This window comes from Geobacillus thermoleovorans, assembly GCF_001610955.1.
Taxonomy (GTDB): Bacteria; Bacillota; Bacilli; order Bacillales; family Anoxybacillaceae; genus Geobacillus; species Geobacillus thermoleovorans.
In genome coordinates this window covers 2,362,320-2,378,394 of sequence record NZ_CP014335.1, presented here as the reverse complement: position 1 = coordinate 2,378,394, position 16,075 = coordinate 2,362,320, and the positions used below count along the sequence as shown (strand labels likewise).

Here is a 16,075-nt window from a genome sequence, read left to right as displayed (position 1 = left end):
TTCAACCGTTTGTCCAAGACAGCCTCTCTTTATGGATGAAACAACCGTCACTCTTCTTTCTTTGTTTTCACTTTCGGCAAGATTTTTTGCAGCGGCACTTTCCGTTCCCTCTTCCATGTCGATGGGTCGTTCGGGTCAAACTGCTCCAAAAAGTCGATCACTTCTTTCGTAATCGGCGTCGGGGTGGAAGCGCCGGCGGTGACAGCGACTTTTTTCGCATCTTTAATCCAGTTGATGTCGATTTCCGTCACATCAGCGACGCGATACGCCTTCGTGCCGGCGATCTCTTCCGATACTTGGGCGAGGCGGTTCGAGTTGTTGCTGCGCGGGTCGCCGACGACGATCGTCACATCGGCTTCCTTCGCCTGCTCAGCGACCGCCTCTTGTCGAAGCTGGGTGGCCAGGCAAATTTCTTTATGCATTTCCACGTGCGGGTATTTTTCTTTCACTTTCGCCATGATGTCGGCGACGTCCCATTGGCTCATCGTCGTTTGGTTCGTCACCATGATGCGCTCATTGTGAATGGACAGCCGTTCGACATCATCAATGGTTTCCACAAGATGGATTCTTTCCGGATTGATGCCGACCGCTCCTTCCGGTTCCGGATGTCCTTTTTTGCCGATATAGATAATATCGTAGCCATCGGCGAGCTTTTGTTCGATGAGCCGATGCGTTTTTGTCACATCGGGGCATGTCGCATCAATCGTGACAAGTCCCTTTTCGAGCGCTCGTTTTTTTACTTCCGGTGAGACGCCGTGGGCGGTGAAAATGACGGTGCCCTGGTTGATTTTTTCCAAAATTTCCAAACGATTTTCTCCATCGAGCGTGATGATGCCTTCTTCGGCAAACGCGTCCGTGACGTGCTTATTATGGACGATCATGCCGAGAATGTAAATCGGACGCGGCAAAGATGGGTCCAACGCCGCGTTGCGGGCGATGACCATTGCATCGACCACCCCGTAGCAATACCCGCGCGGGGTAATTTTAATCACTTCCATCATATTCCCTCCCTGCCGCCGGTTGTGCGGCGGTTGTTCACCTTCCATTATATCGGAGCACCGGGGAGAAGACAAAGAATAACCGCCCTAAACAGCGGGTGCGCTAGGGCGGGGAAAGAAACTAGATATACAGTTTCGGCTTGGAAGGCTTCGGGGCGGCCGGTGCTTCTTTTTCTTGCGGCTCTTCGCGCTTTGCCTGCGGAACGGAGCGTTTTTTTGGCGCCTTGGCGGCCGGCTTTTGTTTCGTTTCGTTGGCCGGTGCGCTTTCCGACGTTGTTTCGCCTTCCCCTTCATCGGCCGGTTTCAACTCGCGGAAAATGCGGATCATCGCCGGAAGATTGCGGATGAGCGGTCCATACTGTTGCACCATCGGCATGACGTTTTGTGCGATGCCAAGCATTTTTTGCACGTTGTTTAACATGCCAACCAAGCCGCCGCCCGTGTTGGATGCGGCGGTGTTAGCGGCGTTGGACAGCAACGGCAGCCCCCACGGAGACGATGCAGCAGCCGGCGGCTGCCCGCGCGAAAACAAGCGGGCCAAGAAGCCGCCGGGGCCGCTGGGGCCAAAAGGCGGCGCCGGCATGCGGGCGAACGGGGATGGCGGCCTTCCGGCAAACGGAGAAGGCATCATCGGGGGCCGACTGTATCTCATAGCAGCTTCCTCCTTTCGGTCGTGCGGATGAACGAATGTCCTCCTTTCTACAATATGCGGGCAAGGCGGGAAAGGTTTGTTGCAGGATCGTCTTTAGTTGCGGCAGGGGGCAGCGATTCGCTATAATGATGAAGCGGACGAAGCGGTGCCCATATGCCATTTAAAATGTTCACGTTTACGCTTTTTTATGGAGCCAGCCAGTATTTGATCGACTGTCGGGTGATCGAACCATACCGCTTCCAGACCGATGCATGGATTTGTGAAACGGTTGGTTGTTCCGTCTTCCGTCGCGTCAAAGCTTGCCGCCGACAGTCGGAAAAATAGATGGCACGCTTTTGGGCCAACGAGATGGGAAACCTTCCAGTTGCATTTATTTCATAGAAGGGAGTGGTGCTTGATGACAGAAACGCAGTTCACTCGTTTTTCATTTCAGCCGTTTATCATCGAAGCGATCAAGACGCTTCGTTTTTATAAACCGACGGAAATTCAAGAGCGCATCATTCCGGGGGCGCTGCGCGGCGAAAGCATGGTCGGCCAATCGCAAACCGGAACGGGAAAAACACATGCGTACTTATTGCCGATCATTGAAAAAATCAAGCCGGAACGCGCCGAAGTGCAAGCCGTCATCACGGCGCCGACGCGCGAGTTAGCGACGCAAATTTATCACGAAACGCTGAAAATTACGAAGTTTTGCCCGAAAGATCGGATGATCGTCGCCCGTTGCTTGATCGGCGGGACGGATAAGCAAAAAGCGCTCGAAAAGCTCAACGTGCAGCCGCATATTGTCATCGGCACGCCGGGGCGCATCAACGATTTCATTCGCGAGCAGGCGCTTGATGTGCATACGGCCCACATCCTTGTCGTCGATGAAGCTGACTTGATGCTCGATATGGGCTTTATCACTGATGTCGACCAAATCGCCGCCCGGATGCCGAAAGACTTGCAAATGCTCGTCTTTTCAGCGACGATTCCGGAAAAGCTGAAGCCGTTTTTGAAAAAATATATGGAAAACCCGACCTTTGTCCACGTCGACCCGAAGCGGACGGCGAACGAAAACATCGAACATGTGCTCATCCCGCTGCGTGGACGCGAGAAAACAAAACTGCTCCGTGATGTGCTCCTCAGCTACAACCCGTATTTGGCCATCGTATTTGTCAACACAAGGAAAATGGCTGACGAGGTCGCCGACCGTCTCGCTGAGCAAGGGTTGAAAGTCGGCGTGCTGCACGGCGATTTGACGCCGCGCGAGCGGAGAAAGATGATGAATCTTATCCGCGATTTGGAGTTTCAATATGTCGTCGCGACCGATTTGGCGGCGCGCGGCATCGATATTGAAGGCGTCAGTCATGTCATCAACTACGAGTTGCCTGATGATCTGCAGTTTTATATTCACCGGGCCGGACGGACGGCGCGCGCTGGCTATAGCGGCATTGCGGCGACGATTTACGAGCCGTCTGACCAAGATGCGATTGCTCGGTTGGAAAAAATGGGAATTTCGTTTGTCCACCGTGATTTCGTGCGCGGCGAATGGAAGGAGCTGCCGCCGTGGAACCGGCGGAGCAAGCGGGCGGGCGAAAAGGATGACGAACTGGCGCTGCTTTTCGCCAAACTGAAAAAAACGAAGCAGGTGAAGCCGGGCTACAAAAAAAAGTTGCGCGCGGAGCTGGAGAAGAAGAAAAAGCGGCTTGGCCGCTTCAAAAAATCATAATAGCCGTCCGCCTTTAACGCAAAGAAAAGGGAGAGAAGAACATGTTAAAAATCGGTTCACATGTTTCCATGAGCGGAAAGAAAATGCTGCTGGCCGCCAGCGAGGAAGCGGCCTCCTACGGAGCGAACACGTTTATGATTTACACCGGGGCGCCGCAAAACACAAAGCGCAAGTCGATTGAAGAGCTCAACATCGAAGCCGGGCGCCAGCATATGCAAGCGCACGGCATCGAAGAGATTGTCGTCCACGCCCCGTATATCATCAATATCGGCAATACGACCAATCTCGATACGTTTTCGCTGGGCGTCGACTTTTTGCGCGCGGAAATCGAGCGGACGGAAGCCATTGGAGCCAAACAGCTTGTGCTCCATCCAGGCGCTCACGTCGGCGCAGGGGTGGAAGCCGGACTTCGCCAAATTATTCGTGGACTGAATGAAGTGTTGACGCGCGAACAGAACGTGCAAATCGCCCTAGAAACGATGGCCGGCAAAGGGTCGGAATGCGGGCGGACGTTTGAGGAGCTCGCGTACATTATCGACGGCGTCACCTATAATGATAAGCTGTCCGTTTGCTTTGATACATGCCATACGCATGACGCCGGCTATGACATCGTCAACGATTTTGACGGCGTCCTTGAGGAGTTTGACCGGATCATCGGTCTCGGGCGGCTGAAAGTACTGCACATCAACGACAGCAAAAACCCGCGCGGCAGCCGGAAAGACCGCCATGAAAACATCGGTTTCGGCCATATCGGGTTTGCTGCGCTCAACTATATCGTCCATCACCCGCAGCTTGAGGATATTCCGAAAATTTTAGAAACCCCATACGTGGGCGAGGACAAACACAACAAAAAACCACCGTACAAGCACGAAATCGCCATGCTGCGGGCGCAGTCGTTCGATGACCAGTTGCTTGAAAAAATCAACGCTGGGGCGGAATGAGAAAAGGGCTATGCGCCCTTTTATTTTTTTTGCACGAATTTCAAAAATAGCTCGTTCGCTTTTCGAGCGATGTCCGGCGAGGTGATTTTCGCTAACTCTCGCACCCATTTTTTCCGCTCCTCGGGGTCAAAGACGTTAATGTCGTTCGTCCGGGCGAGATGAAGAATTTGTTTCGCTTGGCTTGTCGTGATGGGCAAGCCGTACTCTCGGCTGTACGCAACGAGTTCTTCCGGGGTGATCGTTTTTAATTTTTGCTTGACAAGCTGTTGGTAAATGTTCATCGCAGCCGCCTCCTTGCTTCTGTTCCATCATATGACGTGAATGGAAAAGGCGTGTATGGTATAATAGAAAAAACAAAAAGGGAAAGGGTGGTAGTTTGGCGTCAAAACAGCATAAAAAAGAACCGCTAGGCCATGTGTTGTATCGGGTGTTGATGATCGCCATCGGCGCCTCTTTGGCGGCGTTTGCCATCGAGCGGCTGCTCGTTCCGAACAAAATGATCGACGGCGGCATCATTGGCATATCGCTGATTCTGGACTACTTGACTCCGGACGAATGGCGGCTGTTCAATTTCGCCACGCTCGTCATCCTCTTAAACGCCCCGTTCATGTATTTCGGCTACAAGCAAATCGGAAAAACGTTCATGCTGTCAACGATTTTAGGCGTCGTGATCCTCGGCGTCACCGAACGGCTGTTTCACCATCTTTCCCCGCTGACGACCGAGCCGATTTTAGCCACCGTTTTTGGCGGGTTGTCGCTCGGTCTTGGCGTCGGATTGGTCATCCGTCATGGCGGATCGCTCGATGGGACGGAAATTTTGGGGATTTTGATGACGAAAAGAATCCCGTTTTCGGTCGGCGAGTTTGTCATGTTTGTCAACGTTTTTATTTTTGGCTGGGCGGCGTTTGTGTTTGGCCTCGAGCCAGCCATGTATTCGGTGATGACGTACTACATCGCCTCAAAAACGATCGATGCGGTCATTGAAGGGCTTGACGAGACGCGGGCGGCCTTTATTGTGACCGATCATTATGAGGAAATTTCCGACGCCATTTTGCACCGGCTCGGCCGCGGGACGACGAAATTGCTCGGCAAAGGCGGATATACGGACGAGCAAAAGGAAATCATTTATGCAGTCGTCACGCGCTTGGAAGTGACAAAACTAAAATCGATCGTCAATGAAATCGACCCGGATGCGTTCATCACCATTATGCCGACGCATGAAGTGCGCGGCGCCCGCTTTAAATCAGCGATTCATTGAGGTTTACAAAACGCGGATGGTGGGGTATACTTGCATAGTGAAGCAAATCGGAATGATTCTGAATTAGCAAGGGAGAACCGCCATGGAAAATGGGCTTGTTGTGCAAATTGAGGATGTGTCGTTCCGCTATGAAAACGAGAACGTGCTTGAGCATGTTAGTTTAACGGTGCCGAAAGGGGCATTTTTAGGATTGGTCGGCCCGAACGGCTCGGGAAAATCGACGCTGCTCAAATGTGTGCTCGGCTTGTTAAAACCGAACAGCGGCCGCATTTTTTTGTTCGGCGAGCCGATTGAATCGTTTCGCGAATGGCATCGAATCGGTTTCGTGTCGCAAAAAGCGAACAGCTTCAACCGCAGCTTTCCGGCGACGGTTGAGGAAGTGGCGGCGAGTGGGTTGGCGGCCAAACGCGGCTTATTTCGGCCGCTGACACACGAAGACCGCCGTGCGGTCGAAGCGGCGCTCGCGGCCGTTGGGTTGAGCGGCCTGGCAAAGCGCAATATCGCGGAGCTGTCCGGCGGCCAGCAACAACGGGTATTTATCGCCCGCGCACTGGCGAGCAAGCCGGATTTGCTCATTTTAGACGAGCCGACGGTCGGCGTGGATGCGCGCCATGTGCATGAATTTTACGAACTGCTCGGCGACTTGAACCGCCGCGGCTTAACGCTTATCTTAGTGACGCATGACATCGGGACGATCACGGACCGGGTGACCGATATCGCCTGTTTGAACAAGCGCCTCTATTTCCATGGAAAGGCGGAAGAGTTCGAACATCTTGGCAACGAGGCGATTTCGCAGTTTTATGGCCATCCGCTCCACGTTCTCTCTCACGAGCATGAACGAGCGGAATGAAACGGTGACGGTGGAGGAATGACACGTGTGGGAAGCCATTTGGCAATACGAATTTTTGCGCAATGCGTTTGTTGCCGGCGTTTTGACCGGTTTTACGGCGCCATTGCTCGGCGTTTTTATTGTCGTTCGGCGGCTGTCGCTCATCGCTGATGCATTGAGTCATGTGACGCTTGCGGGCATTGCCGCCGGGCTCTTGCTCAGTTCATCGGCGCCGGCGGCCGCGAGCTGGAACCCGCTTTACATCGGAATGGGGTTTTCCGTCGTCGGGTCGCTGTTTATCGAAAAGCTGCGCGCTGTGTATCGGCATTATGAAGAGCTTGCGATTCCAATCGTGTTGTCGTCCGGTCTTGGCTTGAGCGTCATTTTCATTTCGATGGCCAACGGGTTTACGACCGATTTGTTTTCGTATTTATTCGGCAGCGTCAGCGCCGTCAGCCGTGCTGACGTTTGGACAGCGTTTGCTGTCGCCGCAGCTGCCGCGATAGTGATTTTGACGTTTTACAAAGAGCTGTTTCTTCTTTCCTTTGACGAGGAATACGCCCGTGTCTCCGGCGTTCGCACCACATTGATCCATTTTTTGTTTATTGTGCTTGTTGCGCTCGTCATTGCTGCATCGATGCGCATCGTCGGCGTGCTCCTCATCTCGTCGCTCATGACGCTGCCGGTGGCGGCGAGCATCCGCATCGCCAAAAGTTTTAAACAGATGATCGGGCTTTCGATTTTGTTCGGGGAGCTGGCCGTCATCGCCGGGCTTTGGGCGGCGTATGAGCTAGACTGGGCGCCGGGTGGAACGATCGTCATCGCAGCGGTTGTCATTTTGCTTTTCGCACTCGGATGGAAAAGGGGGCGGCAGCGATGAATATCGATGAAGCGTTGCAGTTGATGAAAGAGAAAGGATTTAAATATACGGAAAAACGGAGACAAATGCTTGAGTTGTTTGCCGAAAGCGACAAATACTTGACGGCCAAAGACGTGCTTGAAGCGCTCCGTCCCGTCTATCCGGGCTTGAGCGTTGATACCGTGTACCGCAATTTGTCGCTCTTTGCGCTGCTTGGCATTTTGGAAATGACCGAGCTTTCCGGGGAGAAACATTTCCGTTTTGCCTGCGGCGCCCGCCGCCACCACCATCATTTCATTTGCATCCAGTGCGGAAAAACGAAGAAGATTGACGCTTGTCCGATGGATGGGCTTGCGGCGCAGCTCGATGGGTATGAGATCACGGACCATAAGTTTGAAATTTACGGCACATGTCCGCAATGTCAACAGAGGGGCTGATCCCAAAACGCATTCGCGTTTTGGATCAGCCCCTTGTTTATGGCCGGAGGCGCTGTTCGATTTCTCGCTTTGCTTCAAGCCAGTTATTGACGCGGATGACGTTTTCGGGGAGCGGGCCTTGGTTGTACGGAGTGTCAAACAAAATGACGGGAATGCCGCATGTTTCGGCGATTTCGCAGGCATTATCGTACTTGTCTTCAAAGAAGGCCGACAGCTTATATTGGCGGACGGCGGCGATTTTGTCGTGCGACCCAATCAGATCAATATGGTGGTAATGGACGCCGTGCCGCCGGAACCAGCGCTCGGTGAGATCGTACAAATGGCGGCCACGGGCGCTGATGTAATACAGCTCGTATTTGTCTTTCCAGCTGTCAATCACCTCAAGCGCATAGCGGGCAAGCGGAGCCCTTTCATAAATATCCGCTTCGTTTTCCTCAAGCCAGCGGTCCATTTCTTCCTCCGCCACGCCGTATAACGGCGCCAAATTGTATTGCGTAATGTCGTTTAATGCGAGCTCTTTGCCGAATGCTTCGTTTAAATACGGAATGAACGTGCTCGGACATGTCACCGTGCCGTCAATGTCGATGCCAAGCCGTTTTTTCACCGCTTCATCCTCCTGTTAGAAAATATTCACACTGATAAAATAACGCCGGTTTCTCATACTAATAATGCTTCTTACTTTAGGAAAGCGAGGGAAGCATATGGCAGACGACCGCGAGCGCACGTATAACGGAAGTTACGTGCAATCGATCGGAAAAGAGGAACCAGAACGCAATTTTATGGAAGAAACAGCGGCGGAAGTCGCTGAACCGATTCGCCGCGGCGACGAACGGGACGAAGAACGCGCGGACGGCGCCGGGCTCGGCTGGCTCGCTTTGGCCCTGTCCATCATCGCCTTGTTTATTTGGCCGATTTTGTTAGGGGCGGCCGGCATTATTGTCGGGTTTATCGCGCGCCGGCGCGGCGCAGAGACGCTCGGTGCGTGGGCCATCGGCATCGGCGTCATCGCTATTCTCGTCCGCCTGTTTATTATGCCGTTTTATACGTAAAAAGCGAGGGTGTCCCCAAGCGGGGACGCCCTTTCTCGTTGTGCAGGAACCTTCCGCTCATTGGGCGGCGCTGCCTTTCAGAGCGGCTTTGTTTTCCTTTTGCTTTGCAAAGTATTCTTCCGCCAGCTTGTCGATTTCTTTTTTCAGCTCTTCCACCATTTGCTCTTCGGGTACTTTTCGGACGATTTTGCCGTGGCGGAACAACAAGCCTTCGCCACGGGCGCCGGCAATGCCGATGTCGGCTTCCCGTGCTTCCCCTGGTCCATTGACGGCGCATCCGAGCACAGCGACTTTGATCGGCGCTTGAATTTTGGCGATATAGTCTTCGATTTCGTTGGCGATGCGAATCAAATCGATCTCAATCCGCCCGCACGTCGGGCAGGAAATGAGCGTCGCCGCATTGGAAGCGAGTCCGAACGTTTTTAAAATTTCGCGCGCCACTTTTACCTCTTCAACCGGGTCGGCGCTTAACGAAACGCGGATCGTATTGCCGATGCCTTTGCTTAAAATGGCGCCGAGTCCAACCGCGCTTTTGATCGTGCCGGAAAAAAGCGTTCCCGCTTCGGTGATGCCGACATGGAGCGGGTAGTCGAACGTGCGCGCCGCTTTTTCGTACGCTTCAATGGCGAGGCGTACGTCGGACGCCTTTAACGAAACGATAATATCGTGAAAATCAAGTTCTTCTAAAACGCGGATATGATATAAGGCGCTCTCAACCATGCCGTCGGCTGTTGGATATCCATATTTTTCTAAAATGCGTTTTTCCAGCGATCCGGCGTTGACGCCGATGCGAATCGGTACGCCGCGCTCTTTCGCCGCTTTCACGACCGCTTCGACTTTTTCGCGGCGCCCGATGTTGCCTGGATTGATGCGGATTTTATCGACGCCGCCTTCGATCGCTTTCAGCGCCAATTTATAGTCAAAGTGGATGTCGGCGACAAGCGGGATGTTGATTCGCTTTTTGATTTCCGGTATGGCCTCAGCCGCCCGCTCGTCCGGGCAGGCGACGCGGACGATTTGGCACCCCGCTTCCTCGAGGCGGTGGATTTGCGCCACCGTCGCTTCGACATCGTGCGTTTTTGTCGTCGTCATGCTTTGAATGATGACTTCGTTGCTGCCGCCGATTGTCAGCGGACCGACGCGGACCGGCCGAGTCTTTGAACGATGGATGATTTCACCCACGGGAATTCGCTCCTTTAACATTCAAGTCGCTTTCTGCATTATTGTAACAGTGCCATCCGCCGTTTGACAAGCGATTCGCCGGTTAGCGATAGATCGGCACTTTATAAGTTTTCCCGATTTTTAATGTTTGCGCATGTTCGCCTGGATTTAACCGTTCAAAATCACGGATCAGCTGCTCGAGCGGAACGGGCAATGGACCGTTGAGTTCTTTCTCGATGATGGACAACAACGTATCGCCAGGGCGAATGGTCACCGTCCGGTACGGGATGGCCGCCTGTTTCGACTGGACAACGGCTGCCGCTGTTTCAGATGAAGGGTGAAGCGTTCCGATGACAAGGTCGCGGTAAACGATATAACTGGAAAGAAAGAGAAGCAGGAGAAAAATGAATTTTTTCATGACGCTTCCTCCGCATGCGTATATCTATTTCATATGTATGCTTGTCCAGCGAAAATATGTCTTCCTTAGCAAGGTCGTTGAGTTCATGAGGAAAACACTTCAACAAAAGAATGTCTCCAATTTGAAAAACGGCATCACCGTTCTTCTTTGCCTTCAAGGCTCGCTTGACGGCTTTTTGAAAATATTCCTGTTTTTTGTCTTTACAGAAACTTAACAACTGCTTTATAAGGGCCTAACAATGTCTCGCTACAATGGTCTTGTACGTTGAAAGTACGAAAACAAAACGGGGGGATTTCTGAATGTGGAGCAAACGAGTCAAATTGGGATTGGCCGCCTTGTTGATGACCGGCGTTTTGGCCGGCTGCGGGCAGACTGAAAAGAACAACGCGGGCGGCAATGAAGGAACGGCAAAGAAAGAAGAAACCTACTCCGGCACCATTGCACTAGCGGGATCTACAGCGCTTCAGCCGCTGGCAGAGGAAGCGGCAAACGCGTTTATGGAAAAGTATCCGGACGTATCGATCACCGTTCAAGGCGGCGGCAGCGGTACGGGCGTCAACCAAGTGGCAGCCGGCGCCGTGCAAATCGGCAACTCGGATGTGCCGGCGGCGGAGAAGCTGGACGACAAATCGAAAGCGTCAGAGCTTGTTGACCATAAAGTGGCCGGCATCGCCTTTGCGATTGTGGTCAACGACGATGTGAAGGTCGATAATTTAACGACGAAGCAAATTCAAGATATTTTCAGCGGAAAGATTAAAAACTGGAAAGAAGTCGGCGGACCAGATGAAGCCATTCACGTGATCAACCGTCCGGCGTCATCGGGTACGCGGGCGACATTTGAGAAAACGATCATGAAAGGCGTAAAAATCGATGATTCCATCGGTACGGTGCAAGATTCGAACGGAGCGGTCGAACAGGCGATCAGCTCGACGCCGGGCGCTGTCAGCTATGTAGCCATGTCGTATTTAATTGGGGAAAAGAAAAACTTGAAAACGGTCAAAATTGACGGCGCGGAACCGACGGTGGAAAACATCCGCACGGAAAAGTACCCGTTTTGGTCGTATGAATACATGATTACCAAAGGGGAAGCGAAGGAAGAAGTGCGAGCGTTTATCGACTTTGTCAAGAGCGAAGAATTTGCGCCGACCGTTAAAAAGATGGGGTATATCCCGATGACGGAATTGGAGTAGAGAAGGGCGGAAGGCCGGCTCGTTAGGCCGGCCTTTGACAATGGAGGGATGAAGCCATGCAACAAATGCATACGAAACGGCGGAATCGCTGGCTTGAAGAGTACATCGGCCGCACGTTTGCGGTCATCTGCGGCTGGCTGATCGTTCTGATTACGGTGACGATGATCATCTTTTTGGCGGTAAAGGGAATTCAGTCCTTTACGGACAGCGGTCTTTCGCTTTCCGACATGTTGCTTTCGATGCAATGGGATCCAAACGGCACGCCGCCGAAGTATGGGGCGCTCATTTTTATTGTTGGCTCGATGCTCGTCTCGCTTGGCGCTTTGTTGATCAGTGCGCCGATCGCGTTGGCGTTGGCGATTTTCATGAACTTTATCGCTCCCAAATGGTTCGTTTCGTTGCTCAAGCCGGTGCTGGAGCTGCTTGTCGGCATTCCGTCGGTGGTGTATGGCTGGCTTGGGGTGACGATTCTCGTTCCGCTCTTGCGCGAATGGTTCGGAGGCTCCGGCTTTAGTCTGTTGGCGGGGATCATCGTCCTTAGTATGATGATTTTGCCGACCATCACCAGCATTGCGGCCGACGCCTTGGCCAATGTCCCGATGACGTATATGGAAGCATCATACGGGCTTGGCTCTACGCGTTGGCAGGCGATTTCCCGCGTCATCGTTCCGGCGGCGAAAGCCGGGATTGCCACCGGCGTCGTTCTCGGCTTGGCGCGGGCGTTTGGCGAGGCGCTTGCTGTGCAGATGGTGATCGGCAATACGATTAAGCTGCCTTCAGGCCTTGACAGCCCGACGGCGACGTTAACAAGTGTATTGACGATGGATATGGCAAATACGATCAACGGAACACCATGGAACAACGCGTTATGGACATTGGCGCTCATTTTGCTCTTGATCTCGTTTTTCTTCATTGCCGTGATCCGTTTGGTCGGCCCGAGAAAGGAGCGATAAGATGACAGCGCGAATGATCGATAAAGTTTGGACAGGCATTTTCTATGCGGTGGCTGCTGCAGTCATCGGGTTGCTCATGTTCTTTTTTGCCGTTGTGTTGTCGAAAGGAGCGGGGTTTTGGCAACCTGAGTTTCTGTTCGGACGGCCGAGCAATACGCAAGCGGGCGGCGGCATTGGTCCGCAGCTCATCAATTCATTTTATATGTTGGTTGTGACATTGCTTTTGTCGGTTCCGCTTTCGTTGGGAGCTGGAATTTATTTGGCCGAATACGCCAAACAAGGGCGGATCGTCGGGTTCATTCGCCTTTGCTTGGAAACGATGGCATCATTGCCGTCGATTGTCGTCGGGTTGTTTGGATTGTTGGCGTTTGTCACCTTGACGGGTTGGGGCTATACGCTGCTCGGCGGAGCGTTAGCCGTCACGATCATCAATTTGCCTGGATTGACGCGCATTTGCGAAACGGCGATTTTGGATGTTCCAGCCAACATTAAAGAGGGGAGTCTTGCCCTTGGAGCGACGCGCTGGCAGACGTTGGTCAAAGCGGTGCTTCCGGCCGCCATCCCGCAAATTGTCACCGGCGTCATTTTATCGGCTGGGCGCATTTTCGGCGAAGCGGCTGTTTTCATTTATACCGCTGGGCTGACGACTCCGATGCTTCGTTGGGATGCGGATTGGGGCAGCCAGGCCAACCCGCTGAACGTGTTCCGGCCGGCCGAAACGCTGACGGTGCATATTTGGAAATTGAATTCGGAAGGCATTGTCCCAGACGCGAAGCTGATCGCGGCCAAATCGGCGGCTGTGTTGATGGTGGCCGTTCTTTTATTCAATTTGGCTGCACGGCTCGCTTCTTCCTTGCTTGCGCGGCATTTCTCCGGGGGGCGGCGCGCGCGTCGAGGACGAGGAGAAAGAAGCAAAGCAGCGTAAGCACAAAAAAAGCTGTCCTGCATCGACAGGCAGGGCAGCTTTTTTATATTTCCCGTTTGGCTGATGGCACTTCCTTGACTGCCAAAAAGAGAACGACAAGCGAAACGAACCAATGGATCAACGCGCCGTAGGGCACGACCGCTTGCACCGTTTCCATCACGGTGAAAAAGACGGTCGACAGCGTAATGGCGTAAGCCGACATCACCCATGTATGGCGGTAGCGCAGCGTTTTGTCGAGCACGCCGGCAAGAATCAGGCCGAAAAAGGCAAAGATGCACACGCTGATGAATTTCCCGGCGCAGGCGAGCACGTATAAAACGAACCCAAAAAGCGGGATGAGGACAGGGAGAAGCGACTGAAGACCGGCGATGAACGCGCGAACGTCTTCGTCGGTAATGGTCACATCCGGAAACGTGGCATAGCTGTAATGCTGCGCCTGATGGCCGGCGACGAGCACGGCCTCATGCTTCAAGAGCGCGATGGCGTTCGGAAACTGCTCGACGTTCTCACTCGTCACTTTGCCGGTGCTGTCAAAAATGATCGTAAATCCGCCTTGATCAATATGAATCGGCGTGGCCGCCTCCGAGTGAAGTTCGCCGTTTTCAATCGAAAACGGCGGCAACTCGTTATTCAATAAGGCGCTCGTTGTGCGGATGCCTTCAGTGAGCGACGAGGAGACATAGTAAAACGTCGGAAGAATGGACAGCAAAGTCAGCAAAAACAAATAACCGATCGTTTTCCCAATTCCCTGAAATCGAAAGCGGGCGATGTCTTTCGGAGAATATAAGCTTTTCCACAGCTGGACGAATACGTTCATCGCAGACACACCTTTCTTTATCTCCTTTTCCATTGTAGCCGGGAAAGAGGAAGAATTCAACTTGAGACAAAGAAAAAGCGGGCATCTTCCCGCTTTAGTCAGAAGGCAAATGAAAGGTTTCAAGCAAGGCGCGCCATTGCAACACCCGTTCATTTAGTGCATCGGCTTCGGAACGAATGGCAGCCATGGCATTGTGCTGGCCGTCGGTAAAACTCGAAATTTGCTCCATCGACGAAGCAATCTGTTGGGCGACGGTGGCAATCTCTGCGATATGTTCACGCATTTCGCTGATTTGCCGCTCGATGGCGGCGAATTGTTCTGAAATTTGCAGCGTATGTGCGGATGAATGCGACACCATTGTGGTGATTTCTTCAAAGGCTTGTTGGCTTTCCGTGAATGTTTTTTTCGTTTCATCGAGTTGTTTTGCGCTTTCTTTCATCGATTGAACCGCGGCCTCGATTTGGCTTTGCACATCTTGGCTCCTTGCAAATCACTTGAACTAGAAAATGCAGCCAGCCATTGGTCTGTATGCAAAACACCTTGCTTCTTTTTCAATATATCGCGCACGACCTGTTCGGGCAGCGTTTGGTTAGGCGAGGATGGCCGTTTTGCCACCGCCCTTCCCGTTTTCGTTACAATCAATTGCACCGGATGAAGGTGTAAGGCGTGGAATTTCCGTTCATTTAACGTCAATGAATAATTCAGTTTTTGAGAAAACGCTTCATTGGTCGTTGTCGCTTTTAAAATAGAAATTTTTTCAACCATCGTTTCGCTTGATAGCTGCAACTGTTGTTGGATCGACTGAATCGCTGAATGGCGCCCTTGAATATAGCTGATTGAGGTGATGACAAGGGCCGACAACGTCGTTGTGAGCACCATGGCCATCATGACAATTGTCTCAAGTCGAAAGGCGTTCCATAAAGAACGTGATCGCTTTGTTTCCATTTTCGCTGAGTTCCCCCTTAACTGGAAGCTACCTTATACTATAGCTTGTCATTATGAAGAAACGGTCAACGGTGTGTTGAAAATATGTAAACAAAAAGCGAGGACAAGCAAATCGATTGAAACATTGTGCCAACTTTGGTAAGCTAATCTCAAGCGAACGCTTTGGCGTTCGTGTACATAAATCAAAAAGGAGGAGATCGGTATGCCATTTGAATTGCCAGCATTGCCGTATCCGTATGATGCGCTTGAGCCGCACATCGACAAAGAAACGATGAACATTCACCACACGAAGCACCATAACACATACGTTACAAATTTGAATGCGGCGCTTGAAGGGCATCCGGATTTGCAAAACAAATCGCTCGAAGAATTGCTCAGCAATTTGGAAGCCCTTCCGGAAAGCATTCGCACGGCGGTGCGCAACAACGGCGGCGGTCATGCAAACCACTCGCTTTTCTGGACGATTTTGTCGCCAAATGGCGGCGGTGAGCCGACGGGTGAGCTGGCTGAGGCGATCAACAAAAAATTCGGCAGCTTCACCGCGTTTAAAGACGAGTTTTCGAAAGCAGCGGCCGGCCGTTTCGGTTCTGGCTGGGCATGGCTTGTCGTGAACAACGGCGAGCTGGAAATTACGAGCACGCCGAACCAAGACTCGCCGATCATGGAAGGCAAAACGCCGATTCTCGGCTTGGACGTTTGGGAGCATGCGTACTACTTGAAATACCAAAACCGCCGTCCGGAATACATTGCCGCATTCTGGAACATTGTCAACTGGGACGAAGTGGCGAAACGGTACAGCGAAGCGAAAGCGAAGTAATCAACAAAGCGGGGCGAAACAAAACGCCCCGCTTTTTTTAGCGACGGAGGGTGCAGGCAAAGGAAGCGGTTTTCTTCGCGCCGGGTGCATAGAGGCTGCGGAAACGGCCACACTACCG

General features: G+C 52.5%; 20 protein-coding genes. 11 read left to right on the top strand and 9 right to left on the bottom strand.

The features are described from left to right. Positions 1–47 precede the first annotated feature (47 nt). Together GT3570_RS12020 and vrrA are read right to left on the bottom strand one after the other, a co-directional pair. The gene (locus GT3570_RS12020) at positions 48–998 is read right to left on the bottom strand and encodes a 4-hydroxy-3-methylbut-2-enyl diphosphate reductase (RefSeq protein ID WP_062898819.1); all 951 of its coding nucleotides are present in this window, start codon (positions 996–998) and stop codon (positions 48–50) included. A 121-nt stretch (positions 999–1,119) separates the two neighbouring features. Then, on the bottom strand, positions 1,120–1,650 hold the full coding sequence (gene vrrA / locus GT3570_RS12015) for a VrrA/YqfQ family protein (RefSeq protein WP_011231956.1): 531 nt from the start codon (positions 1,648–1,650) through the stop codon (positions 1,120–1,122). 397 nt (positions 1,651–2,047) lie between these two features. On the opposite strand from vrrA, the gene GT3570_RS12010 reads away from it, so the two are divergent. Continuing rightward, positions 2,048–3,358: a DEAD/DEAH box helicase gene (locus tag GT3570_RS12010; protein WP_023634658.1), complete on the top strand. Its 1,311-nt coding sequence runs from the start codon at positions 2,048–2,050 to the stop codon at positions 3,356–3,358. A 41-nt stretch (positions 3,359–3,399) separates the two neighbouring features. Continuing rightward, complete coding sequence (locus tag GT3570_RS12005; protein WP_047758078.1) at positions 3,400–4,299, top strand: deoxyribonuclease IV; 900 nt, start codon at positions 3,400–3,402, stop codon at positions 4,297–4,299. 20 nt (positions 4,300–4,319) lie between these two features. Here the strand turns inward: GT3570_RS12005 and GT3570_RS12000 are convergent, their stop codons facing one another. Continuing rightward, the gene (locus GT3570_RS12000) at positions 4,320–4,580 is read right to left on the bottom strand and encodes a DUF2624 domain-containing protein (protein ID WP_011231953.1); all 261 of its coding nucleotides are present in this window, start codon (positions 4,578–4,580) and stop codon (positions 4,320–4,322) included. Positions 4,581–4,675: 95 nt separating this feature from the next. Here GT3570_RS12000 and GT3570_RS11995 point away from each other — a divergent pair, with 95 nt between their 5' ends. From GT3570_RS11995 to GT3570_RS11980, 4 genes are all read left to right on the top strand, one after another. Then, complete coding sequence (locus GT3570_RS11995) at positions 4,676–5,557, top strand: YitT family protein (protein WP_011231952.1); 882 nt, start codon at positions 4,676–4,678, stop codon at positions 5,555–5,557. Between the two features lie 82 nt (positions 5,558–5,639). Beyond that, positions 5,640–6,407, top strand: coding sequence for a metal ABC transporter ATP-binding protein (locus GT3570_RS11990; protein ID WP_011231951.1), 768 nt, complete (start codon positions 5,640–5,642; stop codon positions 6,405–6,407). Between the two features lie 25 nt (positions 6,408–6,432). Then, on the top strand, positions 6,433–7,266 hold the full coding sequence (locus GT3570_RS11985; protein WP_011231950.1) for a metal ABC transporter permease: 834 nt from the start codon (positions 6,433–6,435) through the stop codon (positions 7,264–7,266). Beyond that, positions 7,263–7,682: a Fur family transcriptional regulator gene (locus tag GT3570_RS11980; RefSeq protein ID WP_011231949.1), complete on the top strand. Its 420-nt coding sequence runs from the start codon at positions 7,263–7,265 to the stop codon at positions 7,680–7,682. The genes GT3570_RS11985 and GT3570_RS11980 overlap by 4 nt, the downstream gene beginning before the upstream one ends. A 37-nt stretch (positions 7,683–7,719) precedes the next feature. Here the strand turns inward: GT3570_RS11980 and GT3570_RS11975 are convergent, their stop codons facing one another. Continuing rightward, complete coding sequence (locus GT3570_RS11975) at positions 7,720–8,286, bottom strand: nucleotidase (protein WP_011231948.1); 567 nt, start codon at positions 8,284–8,286, stop codon at positions 7,720–7,722. A gap of 97 nt (positions 8,287–8,383) precedes the next feature. Here GT3570_RS11975 and GT3570_RS11970 point away from each other — a divergent pair, with 97 nt between their 5' ends. After that, positions 8,384–8,731 (top strand): hypothetical protein, encoded by a 348-nt coding sequence (locus GT3570_RS11970; RefSeq protein ID WP_011231947.1) that lies wholly within the window; start codon positions 8,384–8,386, stop codon positions 8,729–8,731. A gap of 57 nt (positions 8,732–8,788) precedes the next feature. On the opposite strand, the gene ispG is transcribed toward GT3570_RS11970, so the two are convergent. After that, positions 8,789–9,913, bottom strand: a complete 1,125-nt coding sequence (gene ispG, locus GT3570_RS11965) for a flavodoxin-dependent (E)-4-hydroxy-3-methylbut-2-enyl-diphosphate synthase (RefSeq protein WP_062898818.1) — start codon at positions 9,911–9,913, stop codon at positions 8,789–8,791. An 82-nt stretch (positions 9,914–9,995) separates the two neighbouring features. Further along, positions 9,996–10,310, bottom strand: coding sequence for a LysM peptidoglycan-binding domain-containing protein (locus GT3570_RS11960; RefSeq protein ID WP_011231945.1), 315 nt, complete (start codon positions 10,308–10,310; stop codon positions 9,996–9,998). A gap of 299 nt (positions 10,311–10,609) precedes the next feature. Here GT3570_RS11960 and GT3570_RS11950 point away from each other — a divergent pair, with 299 nt between their 5' ends. From GT3570_RS11950 to pstA, 3 genes are all read left to right on the top strand, one after another. Further along, positions 10,610–11,500 carry a phosphate ABC transporter substrate-binding protein PstS family protein gene (locus GT3570_RS11950; RefSeq protein WP_011231943.1) on the top strand — a complete coding sequence of 297 codons (891 nt, stop codon included), beginning with the start codon at positions 10,610–10,612 and terminating at the stop codon, positions 11,498–11,500. A gap of 65 nt (positions 11,501–11,565) precedes the next feature. Continuing rightward, positions 11,566–12,453, top strand: coding sequence for a phosphate ABC transporter permease subunit PstC (gene pstC / locus GT3570_RS11945; RefSeq protein WP_020278347.1), 888 nt, complete (start codon positions 11,566–11,568; stop codon positions 12,451–12,453). A 1-nt stretch (position 12,454) separates the two neighbouring features. Beyond that, complete coding sequence (gene pstA / locus GT3570_RS11940; RefSeq protein ID WP_011231941.1) at positions 12,455–13,378, top strand: phosphate ABC transporter permease PstA; 924 nt, start codon at positions 12,455–12,457, stop codon at positions 13,376–13,378. 43 nt (positions 13,379–13,421) lie between these two features. Here the strand turns inward: pstA and GT3570_RS11935 are convergent, their stop codons facing one another. The 3 genes from GT3570_RS11935 to GT3570_RS19160 all read right to left on the bottom strand — a co-directional run bounded on the left by GT3570_RS11935 (position 13,422) and on the right by GT3570_RS19160 (position 15,140). Next, a complete protein-coding gene (locus GT3570_RS11935; protein WP_062898817.1) occupies positions 13,422–14,195 on the bottom strand; it encodes a DUF1189 domain-containing protein in 774 nt (257 codons plus the stop codon). A 94-nt stretch (positions 14,196–14,289) separates the two neighbouring features. Then, on the bottom strand, positions 14,290–14,667 hold the full coding sequence (locus GT3570_RS19165) for a methyl-accepting chemotaxis protein (protein ID WP_011231939.1): 378 nt from the start codon (positions 14,665–14,667) through the stop codon (positions 14,290–14,292). Next, on the bottom strand, positions 14,631–15,140 hold the full coding sequence (locus tag GT3570_RS19160) for a hypothetical protein (RefSeq protein WP_062898816.1): 510 nt from the start codon (positions 15,138–15,140) through the stop codon (positions 14,631–14,633). The genes GT3570_RS19165 and GT3570_RS19160 overlap by 37 nt, the downstream gene beginning before the upstream one ends. Before the next feature lie 202 nt (positions 15,141–15,342). Here GT3570_RS19160 and sodA point away from each other — a divergent pair, with 202 nt between their 5' ends. Continuing rightward, complete coding sequence (sodA, locus tag GT3570_RS11920) at positions 15,343–15,957, top strand: superoxide dismutase SodA (RefSeq protein ID WP_011231937.1); 615 nt, start codon at positions 15,343–15,345, stop codon at positions 15,955–15,957. The last annotated feature ends 118 nt before the right edge of the window (positions 15,958–16,075 follow it).